Raw genomic sequence first — 17,790 nt, 5'->3', positions numbered from 1 at the left:
GCCGCCGAGCCGCCGCCCGTTCTCAGGGCCGGCGAGGAGGCTGGAGGCCCAGCATCCGGTCCTTCAGGGCCGGGAACTGCTCCCGGGTCGCCGCGACCTTCCCCGGGTCGAACTCCACCGTGAGGACCTCCTCGCCGGCACCGGCCTGCGCCAGCACCTCGCCCCACGGGTCGACCACGATCGAGTGACCGGCCTGGGGAACACCGGCGTGCGTCCCGGCCGTTGCGCAGGCGAGGAGGAACGACTGGTTCTCCACGGCCCGTGCCTGGGCCAGCAGCGTCCAGTGGGAGCGGCGGCGCTCCGGCCAGCCCGCCGACACCACCAGCGTCTCGGCACCGGCGTCGACGAGACCGCGGTAGAGCTCGGGGAAGCGGAGGTCGTAGCAGGTGGACAGGCCCAGGGTCGTCTCGGGCAGACGCACCGTCACCAGCTCGGAGCCCGCTCCCATCAGCACGGCCTCGCCCTTGTCGAAGCCGAAGCGGTGGATCTTGCGGTAGGCGGCGGCCAGATCGCCGGAGGGGGAGAAGACGAGTGAGGTGTTGTAGAGCGGCCCGTCGGGGTCCCGCTCCGGGATGGAACCGGCGTGCAGCCAGACGCCGGCGTCGCTCGCGGCCTTCGCCATCGCCTCGTACGTCGGCCCTTCGAGCGGCTCGGCCTCGCGCCCGAACTCCTCGTAGGCGAAGGCACCCGTGGTCCACAGCTCCGGCAGGACAACGAGGTCGGCCCCGGCCTGTTCCCGGACCGTCGCCGCCACGCGTCGGCGGCGCGCTTCGACCGATTCGTCCTCGTTCACGGCGATCTGGATCACAGAGGCGCGCACACTACCACCGTCCTGGCATTCGAGCCGTCCACACGGGCCTACGATCGTCACACGAAAGCACTGCCGGGGTGCCTCACAGCAGCGTAACTTAGCTCGCGAGACGCCCGCCGACAGCCGCCACCTCCCACTGGCAACGCCGCCACCACCTGCCCGTGACCGAACCGCCGAGGGGTCCCGTTCCGTGAGTCTGCATCCCACCCTCCAGCCCTACGCCGACGCCTGGACCCACTCCATCGAAGCGATATCCGAGCTGCTCCAGCCGCTCGCGGAGGCCGAATGGAACCGGCGGACGCCGTGCCCCGGGTGGTCGGTGCGGGACGTGGTCTCCCACGTCATCGGCCTGGACTGCGAGATGCTCGGCGACCCGCGCCCCATCCACAGCCTGCCGCGCGACCTCTTCCACGTCACCAACGAGCACCAGCGCTACATGGAGATGCAGGTCGACGTCCGCCGCCACCACACGGCGCCGGAGATGACCTCCGAGCTGGAGTACGTGATCATCCGCCGCAACCGGCAGCTGCGGAACGAGTCGCGTGACCCGGGGACGAAGGTGCGGGGGCCGCTCGGCAGCGAGCTCACCCTGGAGGAGTCGATGCGGCGGCACGCGTTCGACGTGTGGGTGCACGAGCAGGACCTGCGAACAGCTCTGGGCCGGCCCGGCAACCTCGACTCCCCCGGCGCGCTGGTCGCCCGGGACGTGCTGCTCGGCGAACTCCCGCGCGTGGTGGCCGAGGACGCGCAGGCACCGCGCAGCTCGGCGATCGTCTTCGACGTGCACGGGCCCGTCGAGTTCCTGCGCACGATCCGCGTCGACATCCAGGGCCGCGGCACGCTGGAGACGGCCCCGGCCCTCGGCCCCGCCGCGACCCTCACCCTCGACTGGGAGACGTACGTCCGTCTGGCCTGCGGCCGCGTGACCCCGGAGTCGGTGTCCGACCGCCTGAAGACGGAGGGCGACCCGGACCTGACGGCGGCGATCCTGAGCAACTTCACGGTGACGCGGTAGGAGTCCCACTCAGCGGCGGGCATGCGCGCCGCCCCAGCTGCGGGCATGCGTGCCTCCCCCAGTGCCTCAAGGGCCTGGGAGGTGCCCCCAGGGCGGCACGGGTGGGCGTGGGGGTCCCCCTGCTCGAGCGAAGCCGAGAGCTTGGGGGAGGCACCCCGCTACGCCGGGCTGCGGACCCACCCGACCCACCACCAACGCCCAGGGCCCGAAAACCCCATGCCGTCGCCCAACCCCAGCCCATACCGTCCCTGACCATGACCACACCACCCCACCGCACCCGCCTCACCTTCCACGGCCCGCTCTCCCAGACCCGCGCAGACGCCCTCGTACAACGCCTCACCCGCCACCGCCCCACCACCGTCCTGGACATCGGCTGCGGCTCGGGCGAGTTGATGCTCCGCGTCCTGGCCGCCGCGCCGGAGGCGACCGGCACCGGCATCGACCTGGACACCGACGACCTGGCGCGAGGAAGGAAGGCCGCCGCGGACCGCGGACTGGCGTCCCGGGCCCGCTTCGTGGAGGAGTCCGCCACCGGAACCACCCACGGCCCCGCCGACCTCGTGCTGTGCGTGGGGTCGAGCCAGGCCCTCGGCGACCGACTCCCCGACGCGCTCAGGGAACTGCGCCGCCTGGTCACCGACCACGGCCGCGTCCTGCTCGGCGAGGGATTCTGGGAGCGCACCCCCACTCCCGACGAGCTGTCCCGCATGTGGCCGGACGCCGCCGCGACGGACCACCCCGACCTGGCGACGCTCATCGGGATGACCGTCGACGCTGGGTTCCGGCCGGAGTGGACGGAGACCGCGAGCCTCGACGAGTGGGAGGAGTTCGAGTCGGGGTACCTCGCGGACACCGAGGTGTGGCTCGCCGAGCACCCCGATCACCCCCTGGCGGCCGAGACCCGCGAGCGCGTCGACCGGCACCGCGCCAGGTGGCTCACCTACCGCGGCGTCCTCGGGCTGGCGTACCTCACCCTCGTACCGGTGGCGGCCCGCTGACCTACACGGGGACGTGCACCGTCTCCACCCGGCTGGCCACCAGCCGCTCCCGCTCCCGCCGGGCCGCCCGCCTGCGCAGCCGCAGGATCTGGGAGACCCCGACCGCCTGGAGCACGAACACCACCGAGAAGGCCAGGGAGTAGTCGTCGCCGGTGGCGTCCAGGAGCACACCGATCGCGAACAGCGTGGTCATGGAGGCCACGAAGCCACCCATGTTGGTGATGCCGGAGGCGGTGCCCTGCCGTTCGGGCGGGTTGGCGGGGCGGGCGAAGTCGAAGCCGATCATCGACGCGGGTCCGCACGCCCCGAGCACCGTGCACAGCACGATCAGCAGCCACATCGGGGCGTGGGGCCCCGGGTAGGCGAGGGTCGCCGCCCACAGGGTCGCCGTCGTGCCGACCGTGCCGAGCGCGAGCGGGAGCCGCGCCCCGTGGTGCCGGGCGACGATCTGGCCGTAGACCAGGCCCACCACCATGTTCGACAGGACGACGAGGGTGAGGAGTTCACCGGCCGCCGCCCGGGACAGCCCCTGCGCCTCGACGAGGAACGGCAGGCCCCACAGCAGCAGGAACACCATCGCCGGGAACTGGGTGGTGAAGTGCACCCACAGGCCGAGCCGCGTGCCGGGCTCGCGCCAGGAGGCGGCGATCTGCCGCCGTACGTAGGCCGCGCCCTGGTGCTGGAGCGGCTCCGGCTCGTGGCCCTCCGGGTGGTCCTTGAGGAACAGCAGCACCAGGACGAGCACCACGGCCCCGGCGACCGCGCTGCCCGCGAACGCCGCCGTCCAGCCGATGCCGTGCAGCAGCCGGGCCAGGACGAGCGTGGAGACCAGGTTGCCCGCCATGCCTACCAGTCCCGCGAACTGGGCGACCAGCGGCCCCCGGCGGACCGGGAACCAGCGGCTGCCGAGCCGCAGCACGCTGATGAACGTCAGCGCGTCACCGCAGCCGAGCAGCGCGCGGGAGGCGAGGGCCGTGCCGTACGTGGGGGAGAAGGCGAAGCCCAGCTGCCCGGCCGTGAACAGCACCGCGCCCAGCGCCAGCACCTTCTTGGTGCCGAGCCGGTCGACCAGCAGGCCGACGGGGATCTGCATGCCCGCGTAGACCAGCAACTGGAGGATGGAGAAGGTGGAGAGGGCCGAGGCGTTCACATGGAAGCGGTCGGCGGCGTCGAGGCCGGCCACGCCCAGGGACGTGCGGAAGATGACCGCGACGAAGTAGACCGAGACGCCGACGCCCCAGACGGCCAGCGCCCTGCGCCCGCCCGGCGGGTCGCCCGGTATCGCGGTGGCGCTCATCGGACCTCCCCGCGGGCCAGGTGCGAGAACCAGCCGACGTGCCGGTGGACGAGGCCGACGGCGGCCTCCGCGTCACCGGAGCGCAGGGCGTCGAGGATCTCCTCGTGCTCGGAGAGGGTCTTGGCGATGCGGTCGGGGTGGGAGTGCATGACGGCGACACCCATGCGCAACTGGCGGTCGCGCAGCTGGTCGTAGAGGCGGGAGAGGATCTCGTTGCCGCCGCTGCGGACGATCTCGGCGTGGAAGCAGCGGTCGGTGACGGCGGCCCCGGCGAGGTCTCCGGCGGCGGCCTGCTTCTTCTGCCGGGCCAGCAGCTCCTCCAGGCGCTCGATGAGCCCGGCCGGCGCGGGTACGGCCTTGCGCGCCGCGTGCTCCTCGACGAGCAGCCGCGTCTCGACGACGTCGGCGATCTCCTGCGCGGAGACGGGCAGGACGAGGGCACCCTTCTTCGGGTAGAGCCGGATCAGCCCCTCGGCCTCCAGCCGGAGCAGCGCCTCGCGGACCGGTGTGCGGGAGACTCCCACGGCTTCGGCGAGCTCGCCCTCTGTGAGGAGGGTGCCGCCCTCGTAGCGGCGCTCCAGGACGCCCTGTTTGACATGGGCGTAGACGCGGTCGGCGGCGGGCGGTTGCTTCACGGCCAAGGTCATGCCGACAGCATAGATACAACAGGGGCGCATGGAGAGATACGTCCAGTATGCGGACTTGTATGTCACACATCTGTGGCAAACCCGGGGCCCCGGTCGGCAACAGCGCAACTTCGTGTGCTAGTTACGAGTCAGACACGTGCGGCCCCCTTCCCCTCGTCCTCAACTTGGCCGCATCGTTGGGGCATTCGACGTAATCGGGGTACTTCACTTGATAACCCGCATTCAGGGCACCCGTCTCCGCAGAGCGGCGGCCGTCGCCGTGACCACCGGCGCCATGCTCGCGACCGGTGCCCTCACCGTCGCGCCGGCGCAGGCCGCCTCCGCACCCTCCATCGCCGCCAAGGGCGGCTACGTGATGAACAACGCGACCGGCAAGTCGCTCTACACCAAGGCGGCCGACACCCGCCGCTCGACCGGCTCGACCACCAAGATCATGACCGCTCTGGTGGTGCTGAAGCAGTCGAACCTCAACATGGACAGCAAGGTCACGATCCAGAAGGCGTACAGCGAGTACATCGTCGACAACAACTACGCGTCCAACGCGAAGCTGATCGTCGGCGACAAGGTCACCGTCCGCCAGCTGCTGTACGGGCTGATGCTGCCGTCCGGCTGTGACGCCGCGTACGCGCTCGCCGACAAGTTCGGCTCGGGCTCGACGCGCGCGGCGCGCGTGAAGTCGTTCATCGGCAAGATGAACACCACCGCCAAGAACCTGGGTCTGAAGAACACCCACTTCGACTCGTTCGACGGCATCGGCCACGGCGCCAACTACTCCACGCCGCGCGACCTGACCAAGCTGGCCAGCGCCGCGATGAAGAACTCCACGTTCCGCACGATCGTCAAGACCAAGAAGTACACGGCGAAGACGACCACCAAGACCGGCGGCACGCGGACGATGGCCGCGTGGGAGAACACCAACCCGCTGCTCAGCAGCTACAGCGGCGCGATCGGCGTGAAGACGGGCTCCGGCCCGGAGGCCAAGTACTGCCTGGTCTTCGCCGCCACCCGCAGCGGCAAGACGGTCATCGGCACGGTCCTCGCCTCGACCGGCCCGGAGGCCCGCAAGGCGGACGCCACGAAGCTGCTCAACTACGGCTTCACCAGGTAGGACGGCGTCGAGGGGGCCCTGCCGCGGTGTGCGGCAGGGCCCCCTTCGCCATACGTCTCTCACGCCATGCTGCGCTGACGGCGCTCCAGCGCCCGGGCCGCCTTGCGCCGGCCGCCCGACAGCACGTTCACCGCGGAGCCCGCACCGGCGCCCGGCTCCAGCCGCCAGCCGCGGATCCGTGCCGCGACCCGGGCCAGCTTCTCGTCACCGGGCCGGACGTCGACGCTGAACAGCGACTCGTCGGGCGTACGGTCGTCGCCGCCCCAGCGGACCACGCCGTCGAGTTCGGCGAGGATGTCGCGGATCACGACCTCCTGCTGCGGGAAGAAGCCGCCCCGGGCGCCGCGCGGGTAGAAGCCGGGCCGGATCCGCATGGCCGTGCCGGACGCCAGATTGGACTCGGGCCTGCTCCTGGCGAGAGCGGCGGGGGCGTGCCAGCCCACGACGTCGCCCCGGCGCAGCGGGTCGACCTCGTAGTGGAACCTGCGCACCAAGTGGACGAGAACGGTCTCCACATCGCCCATGCGCACGGCGACCCCCTTGAGCGGGGTGCCGGGGACGGGGCGGGTGTAGACGGTGCCGCCGTCGTCGGCGACGTTCTCCATCTCCCAGCCGTTGTGGGAGCGCGAGCCCGCCAGCACGCGCCGGGTCCGGTCCTGCGCGCTGCGCAGGGCGTCCCGTACGCGGGCCGGTATGGGGTTGTTCGCGTCGGCGTACGCCTGGGACAGGAAATGGGACAGGGGCAGGGCGGCCACGCCCACGGCACCGCCGACGGCGGCGACACGGCCGAGCAGGGCACGGCGGGACAGGCCGCGGCGGTGGGCGGCGCCGGGCGCCGACGTTCTGCGGGGGATGCGGGGGAGGCTGAGCTTCAACGGAGTCTCTTCCTGAAGTTCTCTCTGAAGTTCTCTCTGAGGTCCTCTGTGCGCACGCGCTCAGGCATTGCGGAGGATGCTGTTGTACTTCTCGAAGATCTGGTAGACGGCCAGGCTCTGGTGCGTCTGGGACTCCACGTCGGGGTCCCAGGCCCGGTAGCGGCGCAGGAGTTCGGTGATCTCGAACTCGGCGAGGTCGAGGCGCATGGACCGCGGGGTGGTGACGCGGTCACCGGGGGGCAGTTGGCCGCCGGGCCTGCCCCGGGTGCCCCACAGGTGGATCAGGGCCGCGGTGCGCACACTGAACGCGTTGTCCTTGTTCAGCCGCTGCCACACGGTCCACAGGTCGGCGTCCTTGGCCGGGTCGCGGTGGTCTCCGGTGGTGAAGCCCCAGCCGATGCAGTGGTTCCAGGCCTGGATGGCGTCGCCCGCGCTGATCTCGCCGATGCCGGTGTGCGAGTCCCGCACGGAGCCGGATCCCGTGAGGTGGTGGTCGGCGACCTGCTGATCGGTGGCCTGGCCGGCGAGGCCGTAGTCGCGCATGGCCCAGTACACCACCGTCTGGATCAGCGCCTTGCGCATCGTGTACGTCGTCGACAGCTCGGTGATCAGCCCGTCCTGCTCCTGGATCGCCGCGACGGCCTGCGCGTTGGTGTAGAGCCGTGCGTCGCTGCCGATGCCGCCGGTGTCCGGGCGCCCGATCGACCGCATGTAGCGCGAGAGGTCGGCCCGCAGCGCGGGCACCTGGCGCGCGTCGAAGGCGACGTCCGGGACGGCGGGCCGCGGCCGGTCGAACGAGCCCTGCCCGGCGTCCCGCCCCGAGGCGATGTCGGCGTCGATCTCCAGCTGCCCGTCACCGGAGCCGAGGGTGCGGATGACGAACTGGTCGTAGGCCCAGTCGGCGGGCAGCGGATGCCCGGCGTTGCCGTCGAAGCCCGGGGACATGTCGGCGACGAAGCTCGCGGTCGAGTAGCCGGCGGCACCGACCTGCGCGCACACGTTGCGGGAGCCGTAGACGCCGATCTCGTACGGGTGGCCGGAGTCCGCCAGCGCCTCCTTGACGCCCTTGAAGTGGGGCAGGACGCTCGCGGTGATCTCGGCGTCGATCGCGTCGAAGTCGACGGCGAAGAAGATCCGGGTCCCCCGCCGGAAGCCGTGGTCGCGGGCGGCGTTGACCGCCGCGTAGCCGGCGGTCCGCCCGGCGACGTAGTCGAAGTCCGAGGCGTCGTTGTTGACGGTCTGGTAGATCGGGAAGCAGCGCAGGCCCTGCTGGGCGATGGTGGCGAGCTCACCTGGCTGGATGGCCTTCTCCGGCAGGGAGGTGGCACTCGGGTTGGTCAGGTAGCGGCCGACGTACGTGATCCCGGCCGCCTTCAGCGACGCGGCCCGGGCCGGGGTGACCTTCGCGATGGTGTCGCAGGCCCTGGCCGGGCGTGACGGGTCGCCGAAGGAGGCCAGCAGGGAGGCGAACGTGGCGAAGTCGCCCTCGCCCGTGACCGGGAGGGCGGCGAAGGTCTGGAAGGCCCGGACGGCGGCCGCGAGGGAGGAGTCGAAGGTGTCGGTGAGGGCCGCGGGCCGCCGGTTGACGACCATCCCGGCGGAGAACAGCTGGACGAAGACGCCCCGGTCGCCCTGGGCCACGGGGTGCGACTTCAGGCCCGACTGGGTACCGGGCCCGAAGTTGCCGTTGGCGGTGCCGTCGGCCATGCCCAGCTCGTACTGCACGCCGAGGAGCAGCGCCTTGAGCGTGCTCTTGGACACGAGGCCGTCGCAGGCGATGACGAAGAAGTCCTGCCGCTTCAGGTAGCGGCCGTTGAGCCACTGCTGGACGGCCCTGACCTGTCCGGTGCCGGAGGCGCCGGGGACGTAGGAGTCCATCGTCAGCAGGGCCTTGAAGACCTTGGGTGTCAAAGCGCCTCCGGGGAAGGCCTGTTCGATGCCCATGTCGGTCTTGAGCCGGGTGACGGCAGCCCGCACCCGTGTGCCGTAGGTGCCGTCGAGGTCGCCGCCGTCGTAGCCCTTGCAGTAGAGGCCGGCCTGGATGATGCGACAGAAGTCCGGCGAGGGGACGGTGTCCGCGTCGAGCTCGGGGTACTTCGCCGCCAGGGTGCTGAGCGTGGTGGGGCCGAAGCTGTCGGAGAGGGCGGTGATGCCCAGCTCGTACTGCAGGGCACGGGTCAGGGCGTACATGGTCGCCCAGTCGGCCTCGCCGCTCTCCTCCACGGTCGTGCCGGTACGGCCGCCGTAGACGGAGTTCACGAATCTCTGGGCCTTGAGCACCATCGCGTCGCGCATCGGGGGTTCACTCACTTTCGAGGGAGTGACCGCGCCCGTCGCAGCCCGGAACCGGACTCCCCCGGGACGCCGGGCGAGTGGTCGATCTCGTGGTGAGGTTGATCGTATGTCCGGATAAACCGCTTACTGTGCGGTACTTGGGCGGGTTCCAGGAGGTTGTTGTGATGCCCGGTGACCCACCGGTTCACCCTCCGGACAGACCGCGGCGGCCCCCGAGCCCGTGGGCAGGGGGCCGCCGCGGTCGGCTCACGCCCAGGTGATGAGGCGCTTCGGCTGCTCCAGGATCGCGGCCACGTCGGCCAGGACCTTCGAGCCCAGCTCGCCGTCGACCAGGCGGTGGTCGAACGACAGGGCCAGGGTGGTGACCTGACGGGGCTTCACCTTGCCCTTGTGGACCCACGGCTGCGGCTTGATCGCGCCGACCGCGAGAATCGCGGACTCGCCCGGGTTGAGGATCGGCGTGCCCGTGTCGACGCCGAAGACGCCGACGTTGGTGATCGTCACCGTGCCGCCCTGCATGGCCGCCGGGGACGTCTTGCCGTCCCGCGCCGTCGCCACCAGCTCGCCCAGCGACTCGGCCAGCTGCGGCAGGGTCTTGGCGTGGGCGTCCTTGATGTTCGGCACGATCAGGCCGCGCGGGGTCGCGGCCGCGATGCCCAGGTTCACGTAGTGCTTGACCACGATCTCCTGGGCGGCCTCGTCCCAGGACGCGTTGACGTCCGGGTTGCGGCGGATCGCGACGAGCAGCGCCTTGGCGATCAGCAGCAGGGGGTTCACGCGCAGGCCCGCGAACTCCTTGTCCGCCTTCAGCTCCTCGACCAGCTTCATCGTGCGCGTCACGTCGACCGTCACGAACTCCGTGACGTGCGGCGCCGTGAACGCCGAGCCGACCATGGCCGCCGCCGTCGCCTTGCGGACACCCTTGACCGGGATGCGGGTCTCGCGCGTGGTGTCGTAGGACGCCGGTGCCTCGACGGCTGCCGGGGCGGACGCGGCCTGCGGCTCGGGGACCGCCGGGACGGCGGCGGCGACCGCCGCGTGCACGTCCTCGCGGGTGATGATGCCGTCCGGGCCGGTCGGGACGACCGTCGTCAGGTCGACGCCCAGGTCCTTGGCCAGTTTGCGGACAGGGGGCTTGGCCAGCGGGCGTTCCGAGCCGGCCGGTGCCGCCGGGGCGGCGGCGGGGGTCGCGGCCGGGGCCGCAGGCGCGTGGCCGTTCAGCTCCGTCTGGATCGCCGGTGAGGCCTGCTGGACCGGGACCTCCGGGCCCTTGCGGGGGCGGCGGCGGGTGGAGGAGGTCGCCACCCCGTAGCCCACCAGGACCGGCTGGCGCCCCGAACCCGCCGCCTTCGGCTCCTCGGCGGGCTCGGCCGCCGCGGGCCGCTCGGCGGCGGGCGCGGGTGCGGCGCTGCCGCCGCCCACGTCCACCGCGATGATCGCCGTGCCCACGTCGACCGTGGTGCCCTCGGGGAAGTGCAGGTCCCGGACCACGCCGTCGTACGGGATGGGCAGCTCGACGGCCGCCTTCGCCGTCTCGACCTCGCAGACCACCTGGCCGTCGGTGACCGTGTCACCGGGCTGGACGTACCACTTGAGGATCTCGGCCTCGGTGAGTCCCTCGCCCACGTCGGGCATCTTGAACTCGCGCACGGACGCTTCCGTCATCGTCGTCACGACCCTCTCCTCAGTACGCCAGCGAGCGGTCGACGGCGTCCAGTACCCGGTCCAGGTTCGGCAGGTACTCCTCCTCCAGGCGGGCCGGCGGGTACGGGGCGTGATAGCCGCCGACCCGGAGCACCGGGGCCTCCAGGTGGTAGAAGCTGCGCTCCGTGATCCGGGCGGCGATCTCCGCGCCCGATCCGAAGAACACCGGGGCCTCGTGGACGACGACCAGGCGGCGCGTCTTCTCCACCGAGGCCTGGATCGAGTCGAAGTCGATCGGGGAGACCGAGCGCAGGTCCAGGACCTCCAGGTTCTTGCCCTCCTCGGCGGCCGCGTCGGCGACCTCCTGGCAGAGCTTCACCATCGGGCCGTAGGCGGCCAGGGTGAGGTCGGTGCCCTCGCGGACCACGCGGGCCTTGTGCAGCGGGCCCGGGATCGCCTCCGCGTTGACCTCGCCCTTGTCCCAGTAGCGGCGCTTGGGCTCGAAGAAGATCACCGGGTCGTCGCTCTGGATGGCCTGCTGCATCATCCAGTACGCGTCCGACGCGTTCGACGGGCTGACGATCTTCAGGCCCGCCACGTGCGCGAAGAGCGCCTCGGGCGACTCGGAGTGGTGCTCCACCGCGCCGATGCCGCCGCCGTACGGGATGCGCACGACGACGGGGAGCTTGACCTTGCCCAGCGAACGGGCGTGCATCTTCGCGAGCTGCGTGACGATCTGGTCGTACGCCGGGAAGACGAAGCCGTCGAACTGGATCTCCACCACCGGGCGGTAGCCGCGCAGGGCCAGGCCGATCGCCGTGCCGACGATGCCCGACTCGGCGAGGGGGGTGTCGATGACGCGGCTCTCGCCGAAGTCCTTCTGCAGGCCGTCCGTCACGCGGAAGACGCCGCCGAGCTTGCCGACGTCCTCGCCCATGATCAGGACCTTGGGGTCGGACTCCAGAGCGCGGCGCAGCGACTCGTTGATCGCCTTGGCCAGTGCCATCTTGTCGGCCATCTCAGTTACCCCCCTCGTCGGCGAACGACGCCTGGTACGCGGCGAACTGGGCGCGCTCCTCGTCGACGAGCGCGTGTCCGTCCGCGTAGGCGTTCTCGAAGATCGCGAAGTGGTCCGGGTCCGGCATGGCACGGACCGCCTCGCGCACTCGTTTGCCCAACGCCTCGGACTCGGCCTCCAGTTCCGCGAAGAATCCCTCGTCCGCGTGGTTTGAGGCCTCCAGGTAGCGGCGCAGGCGCAGGATCGGGTCCTTGGCCTCCCAGGCCTGGCGCTCCTCGTCGCCCCGGTAGCGGGTCGGGTCGTCGGAGGTGGTGTGGGCGCCCATGCGGTAGGTGAACGCCTCGACGAGGGTCGGGCCCTCGCCGCCGCGGGCCCGCTCCAGGGCCCACCGGGTGACCGCGAGGACACCGAGCACGTCGTTGCCGTCCACCCGGACGCCCGGGAAGCCGAAGCCCTGGGCGCGCTGGTAGATCGGCACGCGGGACTGCTTCTCGGTGGGCTCGGAGATGGCCCACTGGTTGTTCTGGCAGAAGAACACGACCGGGGCGTTGTAGACCGCGGAGAAGGTGAACGACTCGGCCACGTCACCCTGGCTGGAGGCGCCGTCGCCGAAGTAGGCGATCACCGCGCTGTCGGCGCCGTCCTTGGCGACGCCCATCGCGTAGCCGGTGGCGTGCAGCGTCTGGGAGCCGATGACGATCGTGTACAGCTGGAAGTTGTTGCTGTTGGGGTCCCAGCCGCCGTTGTTCACGCCGCGGAACATCCCGAGCAGGTTGGCCGGGTCGACGCCGCGGCACCAGGCCACGCCGTGCTCGCGGTAGGTCGGGAAGACGTAGTCGTCCTCCCGGGTGGCCCGGCCGGACCCGATCTGGGCGGCCTCCTGGCCGAGCAGCGACGCCCACAGGCCCAGCTCGCCCTGGCGCTGCAGCGAGGTGGCCTCGGCGTCGAAACGGCGGGTGAGCACCATGTCGCGGTAGAGGCCGCGGAGCTCGTCCGGGGTGATACCGGCGACGTACTTGTCGTACTCGGCGTTCTTGACGCGCTTGCCCTCGGGCGTCAGCAGCTGCACGAGCTGGGGCTCGTTGCTCTTGGCGTCCTTCTTGGCAGGCGTGCGGGTGGTGCGCTTGGTGCCGGTGGTGCCGGCCTTGCTTCCGGCGCTGCGTCGCGGTGTGCGCGCGGCAGTGCTCTCCACGGTCACGTGTGCTCCTCCGTCGGTCCGGCCCCCGGGGTTGCCGGTAGGCCAGTGCGGCTCACCTGTTCTCGCCACCGGGGCACGGGGTGGGTGCCACTCGGCCGGGAACAGGCGTGACAGGTGCCCCGGCGAGCGCCCTGCAGAAAGCACGTTACCCAGTGCGCCACATTTCTGTGAAACCCCTTCTGACCTGCGATTTTGCTTGGATATCCAAGTAAATCGGGAAGGCGGTGAAGGGTCCCAGGTCACAGCCTTGCAGGAGGCCGGAGCAACCGCACGTTAACCCGGTGACCCAGGTCACGGGAAGAGTCCTCTTGTCGGCGTGCCTCGGGCGTGCCCGAAACGGCACGCGCGCGCGGGCCCCGTTTCCGGGCCCCACGCGCGCGTGGATCATGCTGTGAGCAGCGGGATCAGCCCTCGCCGCCGCCCGCGCCCCCCACGATGCCGGCCGTGCTGCCGCCGTCGGCACCGCCGGTGTCGTCGGTCGGGGTGCCTGGGTCGGTCGGCTCCTCCTCCGTCGGCTCGCCGGTCGGCTCCGCGCTGGTCGGCTCGCCCGTCGGTTCACCGGTGGGCGACTCGGGAGCGCTCTGCGACGGCGTGTAGGAGGGCGTGTACGACGGCGTCCAGTTGCCGTTGCCCGAGCCGGTACCGGTGCCGTCGTCCGTGCTCGTGTCGGTCGGCTCGCCGGTGTCCTCGCTGCTCGGGGTCTCGCTGGGCGTCTTCTTCTCGGTCGTCTGCGAGGTGGTCGGCTTCTGCTCCTTGCTCGGGCCGTCCTTGTCGCCGCCGGTGTTCTGCAGCGCCAGGGCGACGCCCGCGGCGATGGCGATCACCGCGAGCACGGCGAGGATCCAGAGCTTGCCGCGGCCGCTGCCCTTGTTGCCGTGGCCCTCGAAGCCGCCGTCGTCCCCGTTGCCGTAGCCGCCGGGCAGGATCGGCGAGGGGATCTGCGTGGTGCCGGAGGCGTCCCCGGCCTGGCCCATCACGGCCGTCGCGCCGGCGAAGCCGCCCGACGGGGTGTGCCGGCCCTCGTGCATGTCGACCGGGCCGGTGTTCCAGGTGCCGGTGTGGCCGCCCTGGTCGTAGAGCATCTGGAGCGCGTACTGGACCAGCCCGCGCATCTCCTCGGCCGTCTGGAAGCGGTCGTCGGGCTCCTTGGCGAGGGAGCGCATGACCAGGCCGTCCAGCTCCGGCGGGCAGGCGTCGGAGGCCTCGGACGGCGGCGTCGGGATGTCCTGGACGTGCTGGTAGACCACCGACAGCGGGGTCTCGCCGGTGAACGGCGGGCGCAGCGAGAGGAGTTCGTAGAGCAGGCAGCCCGTCGCGTACAGGTCGGAGCGGTGGTCGACGGCCTTGCCGAGCGCCTGCTCGGGGGAGAGGTACTGCGGGGTGCCCATGACCATGCCGGTCTGCGTCATCGTCGTGGACGCGCCGTGCAGGGCCCGGGCGATGCCGAAGTCCATCACCTTCACGGCGCCGTTGTGCGTGATGATGACGTTGGCGGGCTTGATGTCGCGGTGCACGATGCCGTGCTGGTGCGAGTAGGCGAGCGCCTCCAGGACGCCCGAGACGATGATGAGCGCCTGCTCGGGGCCGGGCGCCTCCGCGTTCAGCAGGAGGTCGCGGATGGTGCGGCCCTCGACGATCTCCATGACGATGTACGGCACCGACTGGCCGCCGACGAAGTCTTCGCCGGAGTCGTACACGGCTACGATCGCGTGGTGGTTGAGCCCGGCCACCGACTGGGCCTCGCGCGTGAAGCGCGCCTTGGACACCGGGTCCTCGGCGAGGTCGGAGCGGAGCAGCTTGACGGCGACGGTGCGTCCGAGGCGGACGTCCTCGGCTGCGAACACCTCGGCCATGCCGCCCCGGCCGAGTCTGCGGGTCAGCCGGTACCGGCCGTCCCCGACCAGCCCGCCGTTCCCCCAGGACTCCGGCGCGTCCGACATGCCGCTGCCAGTCGCCTCGGGGTCGGACGGGCCCTGAGCGCGCTGCTGCTGTGCCATCAGTCCTCGCCGTCGTTTCTGCCCGCGGTGCGCGCGGTGTTGTTACGGTCTCCGTCGGCCACGCTACAGCCTCCGCGCAAGCCTCCGGTCCGAGAAGGGGTGCCGGGACCGGCACGAGACGGACCGGCCATGAAACCTTCACTCCGTACTCTCGTGCAAATTCTGTGTCCCGGCCGTACGCCCCCTGTAACGCTTCCGCGACTCTTCTTTCGCGTACGGTCACGGAACGGGCACTGAGCTTGACGTGTCCGTGCCCTGGGGCAGACTTGGCCGGGAATGGCGGTTTGGATCAACGACGGATCATCGACGGATCAGCGGCAGTCGGCGGCGTCCGCAGGGGCCACGGGGGACGGGGAACATGAGCCAGGACGGCGCACAGGGCCAGCACACGGGGCGGGCGCTCGCCAGCGGCCGCTATCAACTGCGTGACCTCCTCGGCCAGGGCGGCATGGCCTCGGTGCACCTCGCGTACGACAGCGTGCTCGACCGGCAGGTCGCGATCAAGACACTTCACACGGATCTCGGTCGGGAACAAGCCTTCCGCGAACGGTTCCGCCGCGAGGCCCAGTCCGTGGCCAAGCTCACGCACACCAACATCGTCTCGGTCTTCGACACCGGCGAGGACACCCTCGACGGCATGACGACGCCGTACATCGTCATGGAGTACGTCGAGGGCCGCCCGCTCGGCTCGGTCCTCGACGAGGACGTGCGGCAGCAGGGCGCGATGCCCGCCGACAAGGCGCTGAAGATCACCGCGGACGTACTGGCCGCCCTGGAGATCAGCCACGAGATGGGCCTGGTCCACCGCGACATCAAGCCCGGCAACGTGATGATGACCAAGCGCGGCGTGGTCAAGGTCATGGACTTCGGCATCGCCCGCGCCATGCAGTCCGGCGTGACGTCGATGACGCAGACCGGCATGGTCGTCGGAACCCCGCAGTACCTGTCGCCGGAGCAGGCCCTCGGCCGCGGCGTGGACGCCCGCTCCGACCTGTACTCGGTCGGCATCATGCTGTTCCAGCTGGTGACCGGGCGGCTGCCGTTCGAGGCGGACTCGCCGCTGGCCATCGCCTACGCGCACGTGCAGGAGGAGCCGCCGGTTCCGTCCTCGATCAACCGCGCGCTGCCCCCGGCCGTGGACGCGCTGATCGCCCGGGCGCTGAAGAAGAACCCCAACGAGCGCTTCCCCAGTGCCGAGGCCATGCGCGACGAGTGCCTGCGCGTGGCGGCGTCCTTCCAGCCCGCGCCACCGAGCATCGTCCCGGGCACACAGGCCCCGAGCGGCGCGGGCGTCGGCTCGGCCGTGTTCCCGCCGGTCGACCAGGCGACCCCGGCGCCCTCGGGCCAGGTCCAGACGCCGTACCAGCCGACCCCGCCCCCGAACCCCTACGGCACGCCCGCGCCGACGGGGCCGTCCCCGGCGTACGGCTATCCGCAGCAGGGCGGCTACCCGACGCCGTCCCCGGCGGGCTACTCCCCGCAGCAGGGCCCGTCGACGCCGCCGCCCTACAACCTGACGCCCCAGACCGCGGTGGCCTCCTCCGGCGGCGGCCGGAACAACAAGCCCGTGATCATCGGCTCGGTGATCGTGTCCGTCGTCGCGGTGGGCGGCCTCGTCACAGCGCTGCTGCTGAACGGCGGCGGCGGGGACGACACAGGCGGCGGCAGCAGCAGCGCGAGCGCGTCGGCCTCGGCGGAGAAGAAGCCCGGCTACCGCGGGCCGGACACCACGAAGACGATCGACACCGAGGAGTGCACGGAGCCGCGGGAGTCGTACAACGACCCCGACAAGATCCAGATCCCGGACTTCAAGTTCAAGAACATCAAGTCGGTCAAGGCCTGTCTCCAGGCGGCCGGCTGGGAAGTGGACGAGAAGAAGGTCGACGAGAACACCTACGGCGACGGCACGGTCATGAACCAGTTCCCGTCCGCCGACACCGACGTCGATCCGAAGGACATGCCCGAGATCGAGCTCAGCGTCTCCACGGGCAACCCGCCCTCCTGACGGGTCCTCCGACACGGAAGGGGCCCGGCAGCTTCGGCCGCCGGGCCCTCTGGTCTGTACGGCCCGCGGCCGCCTACAGGTAGGGGCCGCCGGTACGGCCGCCCGGGTGCTGCTCGTCGAGGCCGTCCCCGACACCCGGCGGGAGGGCGCGGCGCATCTGCTCCAGCTGGGCGCGGGCCGCCATCTGCTGGGCGAACAGTGTCGTCTGGATCCCGTGGAAGAGCCCCTCCAGCCAGCCGACCAGCTGGGCCTGCGCAATGCGCAGCTCCGAGTCGCTGGGGGTCGCCTCGTCCGTGAAGGGCAGCGAGAGCCGCTCCAGCTCCTCGACCAGCTCGGGTGCCAGGCCGTCCTCCAGCTCCTTCACCGAGCTGGCGTGGATGTCCTTGAGCCGCACGCGGCTGGCCTCGTCCAGGGGAGCCGCCCGCACTTCCTCCAGCAGCTGCTTGATCATGCTGCCGATCCGCATGACCTTCGCGGGCTGCTCCACCTGTTCCGTGACCGGGGTCTCGCGGGAGTCCTCGTCTGCGCTGCCGCCACCGAGCGCCATGCCGTCCTGGCCCACGACCAGGATCTGCGGGTTCTCCGGCGACCTTTCGTTCCTCGGCATCTCCATGTCGCCATTCTGTCGCACGCCTGCACCTCACCTCCGTGGTGCCCCCACGGGAGGCTGATCCACCGTGCTTGAGGAGACGAACCGGCCGGGCTCCGGGTTGCTCCCGCGGGAGCGGTTCTTCCTCGGGGGTGAAACGGGACGGGCGGGCCCCGGCGCCCCTTCTCCGGCGGGGGCGATTTCCGTCCGTCGGCCGAACCCGGAGTGCCGGGTGTCTGAGGCGATGTGAGGCTGATTGCCTCGATATGACCGAACTTGCCGTTTCTGCCCCA

The 17,790-nt window shown here is 71.2% G+C and carries 14 protein-coding genes; 4 read left to right on the top strand and 10 right to left on the bottom strand.

Annotated elements, in window-relative coordinates; genetic code table 11:
- Positions 1-22: 22 nt before the first annotated feature.
- Complete coding sequence (locus HNR57_RS15460) at positions 23-820, bottom strand: carbon-nitrogen family hydrolase (protein WP_184560581.1); 798 nt, start codon at positions 818-820, stop codon at positions 23-25.
- A gap of 181 nt (positions 821-1,001) precedes the next feature.
- Between HNR57_RS15460 and HNR57_RS15455 the strand changes: the two genes are divergently transcribed.
- A complete protein-coding gene (locus HNR57_RS15455) occupies positions 1,002-1,826 on the top strand; it encodes a maleylpyruvate isomerase family mycothiol-dependent enzyme (RefSeq protein WP_184560580.1) in 825 nt (274 codons plus the stop codon).
- Between the two features lie 254 nt (positions 1,827-2,080).
- Complete coding sequence (locus HNR57_RS15450; protein WP_184560579.1) at positions 2,081-2,824, top strand: SAM-dependent methyltransferase; 744 nt, start codon at positions 2,081-2,083, stop codon at positions 2,822-2,824.
- A gap of 1 nt (position 2,825) precedes the next feature.
- On the opposite strand, the gene HNR57_RS15445 is transcribed toward HNR57_RS15450, so the two are convergent.
- Entirely contained in the window at positions 2,826-4,121 is a 1,296-nt protein-coding gene (locus tag HNR57_RS15445) for an MFS transporter (RefSeq protein WP_184560578.1), read from the bottom strand.
- Entirely contained in the window at positions 4,118-4,768 is a 651-nt protein-coding gene (locus HNR57_RS15440; protein WP_184560577.1) for a GntR family transcriptional regulator, read from the bottom strand. The genes HNR57_RS15445 and HNR57_RS15440 overlap by 4 nt, the downstream gene beginning before the upstream one ends.
- A gap of 208 nt (positions 4,769-4,976) precedes the next feature.
- Here HNR57_RS15440 and HNR57_RS15435 point away from each other — a divergent pair, with 208 nt between their 5' ends.
- The gene (locus HNR57_RS15435) at positions 4,977-5,876 is read left to right on the top strand and encodes a D-alanyl-D-alanine carboxypeptidase family protein (RefSeq protein WP_184560576.1); all 900 of its coding nucleotides are present in this window, start codon (positions 4,977-4,979) and stop codon (positions 5,874-5,876) included.
- 59 nt (positions 5,877-5,935) lie between these two features.
- Here the strand turns inward: HNR57_RS15435 and HNR57_RS15430 are convergent, their stop codons facing one another.
- The 6 genes from HNR57_RS15430 to HNR57_RS15405 all read right to left on the bottom strand — a co-directional run bounded on the left by HNR57_RS15430 (position 5,936) and on the right by HNR57_RS15405 (position 14,903).
- Complete coding sequence (locus tag HNR57_RS15430; protein WP_246554636.1) at positions 5,936-6,751, bottom strand: twin-arginine translocation signal domain-containing protein; 816 nt, start codon at positions 6,749-6,751, stop codon at positions 5,936-5,938.
- Positions 6,752-6,811: 60 nt separating this feature from the next.
- A complete protein-coding gene (locus HNR57_RS15425) occupies positions 6,812-9,046 on the bottom strand; it encodes a glycoside hydrolase domain-containing protein (protein ID WP_184560929.1) in 2,235 nt (744 codons plus the stop codon).
- Positions 9,047-9,292: 246 nt separating this feature from the next.
- Positions 9,293-10,720: a dihydrolipoamide acetyltransferase family protein gene (locus HNR57_RS15420; RefSeq protein WP_184560575.1), complete on the bottom strand. Its 1,428-nt coding sequence runs from the start codon at positions 10,718-10,720 to the stop codon at positions 9,293-9,295.
- Positions 10,721-10,730: 10 nt separating this feature from the next.
- Positions 10,731-11,708: an alpha-ketoacid dehydrogenase subunit beta gene (locus tag HNR57_RS15415; protein WP_184560574.1), complete on the bottom strand. Its 978-nt coding sequence runs from the start codon at positions 11,706-11,708 to the stop codon at positions 10,731-10,733.
- Between the two features lies 1 nt (position 11,709).
- A complete protein-coding gene (gene pdhA, locus HNR57_RS15410) occupies positions 11,710-12,906 on the bottom strand; it encodes a pyruvate dehydrogenase (acetyl-transferring) E1 component subunit alpha (RefSeq protein WP_184560573.1) in 1,197 nt (398 codons plus the stop codon).
- A gap of 404 nt (positions 12,907-13,310) precedes the next feature.
- Complete coding sequence (locus HNR57_RS15405; RefSeq protein ID WP_184560572.1) at positions 13,311-14,903, bottom strand: protein kinase domain-containing protein; 1,593 nt, start codon at positions 14,901-14,903, stop codon at positions 13,311-13,313.
- 358 nt (positions 14,904-15,261) lie between these two features.
- On the opposite strand from HNR57_RS15405, the gene HNR57_RS15400 reads away from it, so the two are divergent.
- Positions 15,262-16,908, top strand: coding sequence for a protein kinase domain-containing protein (locus HNR57_RS15400; protein WP_184560571.1), 1,647 nt, complete (start codon positions 15,262-15,264; stop codon positions 16,906-16,908).
- Positions 16,909-16,981: 73 nt separating this feature from the next.
- Here the strand turns inward: HNR57_RS15400 and HNR57_RS15395 are convergent, their stop codons facing one another.
- Positions 16,982-17,521: a bacterial proteasome activator family protein gene (locus HNR57_RS15395; RefSeq protein ID WP_031137512.1), complete on the bottom strand. Its 540-nt coding sequence runs from the start codon at positions 17,519-17,521 to the stop codon at positions 16,982-16,984.
- Positions 17,522-17,790 lie beyond the last annotated feature (269 nt).

This window comes from Streptomyces paradoxus (genome assembly GCF_014202475.1).
Lineage (GTDB): Bacteria > Actinomycetota > Actinomycetes > Streptomycetales > Streptomycetaceae > Streptomyces > Streptomyces paradoxus.
Note: the sequence above shows the minus strand (reverse complement) of the source record. Positions and strands in the feature narration are given on the sequence as shown.

Coding starts and splice junctions, on each gene's coding strand:
- HNR57_RS15445 (WP_184560578.1), bottom strand. CDS start 4,121: ATGAGCGCCACCGCGATACCGGGCGACCCGCCGGGCGGGCGCAGGGCG.
- HNR57_RS15450 (WP_184560579.1), top strand. CDS start 2,081: ATGACCACACCACCCCACCGCACCCGCCTCACCTTCCACGGCCCGCTC.
- HNR57_RS15395 (WP_031137512.1), bottom strand. CDS start 17,521: ATGGAGATGCCGAGGAACGAAAGGTCGCCGGAGAACCCGCAGATCCTG.
- HNR57_RS15425 (WP_184560929.1), bottom strand. CDS start 9,046: ATGCGCGACGCGATGGTGCTCAAGGCCCAGAGATTCGTGAACTCCGTC.
- HNR57_RS15440 (WP_184560577.1), bottom strand. CDS start 4,768: ATGACCTTGGCCGTGAAGCAACCGCCCGCCGCCGACCGCGTCTACGCC.
- HNR57_RS15400 (WP_184560571.1), top strand. CDS start 15,262: ATGAGCCAGGACGGCGCACAGGGCCAGCACACGGGGCGGGCGCTCGCC.
- HNR57_RS15415 (WP_184560574.1), bottom strand. CDS start 11,708: ATGGCCGACAAGATGGCACTGGCCAAGGCGATCAACGAGTCGCTGCGC.
- HNR57_RS15405 (WP_184560572.1), bottom strand. CDS start 14,903: ATGGCACAGCAGCAGCGCGCTCAGGGCCCGTCCGACCCCGAGGCGACT.